Source organism: Fibrobacter sp. UWCM (assembly GCF_900129735.1).
Taxonomy (GTDB): Bacteria; Fibrobacterota; Fibrobacteria; order Fibrobacterales; family Fibrobacteraceae; genus Fibrobacter.
In genome coordinates, this window is the sequence record NZ_FQWR01000049.1 from 1 (window position 1) to 5,283 (window position 5,283).

2 tRNA genes and 3 rRNA genes are annotated in these 5,283 nt (G+C 57.1%); all 5 read left to right on the top strand.

Going from position 1 to position 5,283, the window contains the following annotated elements:
• Window positions 1-215 precede the first annotated feature (215 nt).
• Window positions 216-1,714, top strand: a 16S ribosomal RNA gene (locus BUB22_RS15760).
• Window positions 1,715-1,803: 89 nt separating this feature from the next.
• A tRNA-Ile gene (locus BUB22_RS15765) sits at window positions 1,804-1,877 on the top strand.
• An 8-nt stretch (window positions 1,878-1,885) separates the two neighbouring features.
• Window positions 1,886-1,958, top strand: a tRNA-Ala gene (locus BUB22_RS15770).
• Window positions 1,959-2,120: 162 nt separating this feature from the next.
• Window positions 2,121-5,021: ribosomal RNA gene (locus BUB22_RS15775) — 23S ribosomal RNA — on the top strand.
• Window positions 5,022-5,122: 101 nt separating this feature from the next.
• Window positions 5,123-5,237, top strand: a 5S ribosomal RNA gene (rrf, locus tag BUB22_RS15780).
• The 16S, 23S and 5S rRNA genes sit together here with 2 tRNA genes alongside, the layout of an rRNA operon.
• The last annotated feature ends 46 nt before the right edge of the window (window positions 5,238-5,283 follow it).

The following is a 5,283-nucleotide window of genomic DNA, read 5'->3' on the forward strand; positions in this document are numbered from 1 at the left end:
AGAAAAATGAAAAAAAGTGAAATTTTTTCGAGAAAAACCCTTGCCAAACTTCCAGAAAATTCTATAATTGGCCTCACCTTCGGAAACGATGGTACGGCAGCCCTGAGAGGCCGCCGGGAAGCTTGAAGGAATCGGAGATGTGCTTAGTGACGGACCAAGAAGTTAATTCTTGAAGTCAATTACGAACGTGATAACGGGACCAAGACTTTAAAAAATCAATGAAGAGTTTGATCCTGGCTCAGAACGAACGCTGGTGGCGTGTCTTATACATGCAAGTCGAGCGGTCCAGCAATGGATAGCGGCGAACGGGTGAGTAACGCGTAAGCAATCTGCCCCGCATATTGGGATAGCCGTGCCAACGCGCGGATAATACCGAATAACGTGGCCCCGGACATCCGGGGTTGACGAAAGATTCATCGATGCGGGATGAGCTTGCGTCCGATTAGCTAGTTGGCGGGGCAACGGCCCACCAAGGCGACGATCGGTAGCCGGCCTGAGAGGGTGATCGGCCACATTGGGACTGAGATACGGCCCAGACTCCTACGGGAGGCAGCAGTAGGGAATATTGCACAATGGGGGAAACCCTGATGCAGCAACGCCACGTGTGGGAAGAAGCATTTCGGTGTGTAAACCACTGTCGTGAGGGAATAATACGCGTCTTCGGGCGCGGGGGAATGTACCTCGAAAGGAAGCACCGGCAAACTTCGTGCCAGCAGCCGCGGTAATACGAGGGGTGCAAGCGTTGTTCGGAATCACTGGGCGTAAAGGGAGCGTAGGCGGATGTTCAAGCGGATTGTACAATACCGGGGCCCAACCCCGGACCTGCAGTCCGAACTGGACATCTTGGATAGTTCAGGGGCAGGCGGAATTCCTGGTGTAGCGGTGGAATGCGTAGAGATCAGGAAGAACACCGATGGCGAAGGCAGCCTGCTGGGGACTCATCGACGCTGAGGCTCGAAAGCGCGGGTAGCAAACAGGATTAGATACCCTGGTAGTCCGCGCCGTAAACGATGCATACTGGGTGTCCGGGGTTCGCCCCGGGTACCGCAGCCAACGCGTTAAGTATGCCGCCTGGGGAGTACGTACGCAAGTATGAAACTCAAAGGAATTGACGGGGGCCCGCACAAGCGGTGGAGCATGTGGTTTAATTCGAAGCAACGCGCAGAACCTTACCAGGGTTTGACATGGGATCGCCGCGGCGAGAGATCGCCGTTTTGCAGCAATGCAACGATCCGCACAGGTGCTGCATGGCTGTCGTCAGCTCGTGTCGTGAGATGTTGGGTTAAGTCCCGCAACGAGCGCAACCCACGTTTCCAGTTGCCACCCGCAAGGGGGCCCTCTGGAGAGACTGCCGGGGACAACCCGGAGGAAGGTGTGGATGACGTCAAGTCCTCATGGCCCTTACATCCTGGGCTACACACGTGCTACAATGGTCGGTACAATGGGTCGCAACGCCGCGAGGCGGAGCCAATCCTCAAAGCCGGCCTCAGTTCGGATCGGAGTCTGCAACTCGACTCCGTGAAGCTGGAATCGCTAGTAATCGTGGGTCAGCACACCACGGTGAATACGTTCCCGGGCCTTGTACACACCGCCCGTCAAGCCATGGGAGAAGGGAGTGCTCGAAGCCGCCTCGGCGTCTAAAGCAAGACCTTTGACTGGGGCTAAGTCGTAACAAGGTAGCCGTACCGGAAGGTGCGGCTGGATTACCTCCTTTAAGGAGTAAACGCGGATTCAATCCGCACGCCTGTTACCGTTCAGTTGACGCCCGTCACCCAAGCACGTCTCCGATTCTTTTACGAGCCCGGGTCTGTAGCTCAGCTGGTTAGAGCACCGCTCTGATAAGGCGGGGGTCAATGGTTCAAGTCCATTCAGGCCCATAGCTTTCGGGGTTATAGCTCAACTGGTAGAGCGCCAGCTTTGCAAGCTGGATGTTAGGAGTTCGAGTCTCCTTAGCTCCAGTAGCGCCCCCGGGCGCATGATTCATGTCCGAGCGGCATGATGCAGATTGAAATTACGGCAGTGGAAATAACAAAGCAATCAAGCGAGAGTGACTTGAAGCACCAAGTAAGGTGGATTCGAGCTGCTCATGCGGCAGAACAGAGCTGAATCGCTGGAAAGAAGATTATGCGAAAGAATGCACGCGGGGGATGCCTAGGCATCTGCCGGCGACGAAGGACGTGCCAAGCCACGATAGTCCGGTACGAGGCGCAAAGGGCCTTTGACTGCCGGGATTCCGAATGGGGAAACCCACGCGCAAGCGTACCCACCGGCCGAATACATAGGCCGGAGGGGGCAAACCCGGGGAACTGAAACATCTCAGTACCCGGAGGAAAAGAAATCAACCGAGATTCCCTGAGTAGTGGTGAGCGAAAGGGGAGCAGCCCAGCCGATACATGATTCCTGGAACGAGAGCGAAGCGGGATGGAAAGCCCCCCCACAGCAGGTGACAGGCCTGTAGCGATCGTGAACGGAACATGCGGCGAAGAGTAGGGCGGGACACGTGAAATCCTGCCTGAAGACGGGGGGACCACCCTCCAAGGCTAAATACGAGCAGATGACCGATAGTGCACAGTACCGTGAGGGAAAGGTGAAAAGCACCCCGAGAGGGGAGTGAAATAGCGCCTGAAACCGCGTGCATACATTCTGTCGGAGGAGGGATTCATCCCTCTGACGGCGTGCCTTTTGTTTAATGAGCCAGCGAGTTGCTCGTGTACGGCAAGGTTAAGGGCCTCAGGTCCGGAGCCGAAGCGAAAGCGAGTCTCAACTGGGCGACCAGTCGTACACGGCAGACACGAAGCCTTAGTGATCTACCCATGACCAGGCTGAAGCGGAAGTAACATTCCGTGGAGGGCCGAACCGATATACATTGAAACGTGTCCGGATGAGTTGTGGGTAGGAGCGAAAGACCAATCAAACTGGGCGATAGCTTGTTCTCCTCGAAACATATTTAGGTATGGCGTCATGTTACTTTCACGGGGGTAGAGCACTGGCAGGACTAGGGGGCACACCCGCTTACCAAACCCTATCAAACTCCGAATACCGTGAACAGGATGCATGGCAGACAGCCCGCGGGTGATAAGATCAGCGGACGAAAGGGAAACAACCCGGACCATCGACTAAGCGTCCCCAAGTATGTGTTAAGTGGGAAAGGATGTGGGGTTGCACAGACAGCCAGGAGGTTAGCTTAGAAGCAGCTATCCTTTAAAGAAAGCGTAATAGCTCACTGGTCAAGCGACCCCGCGCCGAAAATGATCGGGACTAAACACATCACCGAAGTCGTGGGCTCCAGCAATGGAGCGGTAGAGGAGCGTTCCGCAGGCCTGGGAAGGCGGGTGGCGATGCCCGCTGGAGGTACCGGAAACGAGAATGCTGGCATGAGTATGCGAAAATGCGGGTGAAAAACCCGCACACCGTAAGTCCAAGGTTTCCTGGGCAAGGATAATCCTCCCAGGGTGAGTCGGGATCTAAGACGAGGCCGAGAGGCGTAGCCGATGACGACCCGGTTAATATTCCGGGACCGCGCGGAAGGCGTCACCACCGACGGGGTGACGCATGGGACAGTGCGTAGCTGCTGATGGACGCAGCGGAAGGTATGCGAGGCTCTAGGGCGGCAAATCCCCCTAGTACATGCCCCAGGTACCGGACCCCGCGAAGGCTTCGGCCGGAGCGGGAGTCGCATGGGCCCGTGCCAGGAAAAACCCCTAAGGGAGCCGACGCGCGCCCGTACCGTAAACCGACACAGGTGGACGAGGCGAATAGCCTAAGGTGCTCGAGACAACTCGGGAGAAGGAACTCGGCAAATTAACCCCGTAACTTCGGGATAAGGGGAGCCTCCCATGGTGGGCGTGGACAGCGCGAAGCCACAGGAGGTCGCAGGGAAACGGCAGAAGCGACTGTTTACCAAAAACACAGGGCCATGCTAACACGCAAGTGGACGTATATGGTCTGACACGTGCCCGGTGCCGGAAGGTTAACAGGAGGGGTCAGCGCAAGCGAAGCCCTGAATCGAAGCCCCGGTAAACGGCGGCCGTAACTATAACGGTCCTAAGGTAGCGAAATTCCTTGTCGGGTAAGTTCCGACCTGCACGAATCGTGTAACGACTTCTGCACTGTCTCCTCCCGGGACTCGGCGAAATTGCAGTGCCGGTGAAGATGCCGGCAACCCGCACCTGGACGGAAAGACCCCATGAACCTTCACTGTATTTTGGCACTGGTTTTAGGACTGGCATGTGTAGGATAGGTGGGAGGCTTCGAAGCGGCGACGCCAGTCGTCGTGGAGCCGCCCTTGAAATACCACCCTTGCCCGTTTTGAGATCTAACCTCGTCCCGTCATCCGGGACAGGGACCATGCCTGATGGTCAGTTTGACTGGGGCGGTCGCCTCCTAAAAGGTAACGGAGGCATCCAACGGTTCCCTCAGCGCGGTCGGCAATCGCGCGCAGAGCATAAAGGCATAAGGGAGCTTGACTGCGAGGCGGACACGCCGAGCAGGTACGAAAGTAGGGCTTAGTGATCCCGCGGTTTAGCGTGGAATTGCCGTTGCTCAATGGATAAAAGGTACTCTGGGGATAACAGGCTGATCTCCCCCAAGCGTCCATAGCGACGGGGAGGTTTGGCACCTCGATGTCGGCTCGTCGCATCCTGGGGCTGGAGAAGGTCCCAAGGGTTTGGCTGTTCGCCAATTAAAGCGGCACGCGAGCTGGGTTCAGAACGTCGTGAGACAGTTCGGTCCCTATCCGGTGTGGGCGTTGGAGACTTGAGGGAAGCTGTCCTTAGTACGAGAGGACCGGGACGGACGAACCTCTGTTGTACCGGCTGTCGCGCCAGCGGCATTGCCGGGTAGCCATGTTCGGATCGGAGAAACGCTGAAGGCATCTAAGCGTGAAGCCGTTCCCAAGATCAGGTCTCCCCGGGGTTCAACCCCCTGTAGGGCCGTCGGAGACTACGACGTCGATAGGCCACAGGTGTAAGCGCGGCGACGCGTTGAGCCGAGTGGTACTAATAGCCCGTGAGGCATTTCATCTGTTTCAACGATTCAGTTCGCGGCCGCGTGAGCAGCCCGGACCCGCCTGGCGCTTCAGTGAGCACCCGCGGATTGCTTATCCCACTGCCGAAGTGTTTGTTTCAGCGGTTCTCGAGAGAGGGTCATACCCGTTCCCATTCCGAACACGGAAGTCAAGCCTCCCTTCGCCGATGGTACCTGGCCCCCGGGCCCGGGAGAGTAGGGCGCCGCTGGATTCTCGGGCCCCTTGAGCTAACGCTCGAGGGGCCCTTCTTTTTTATA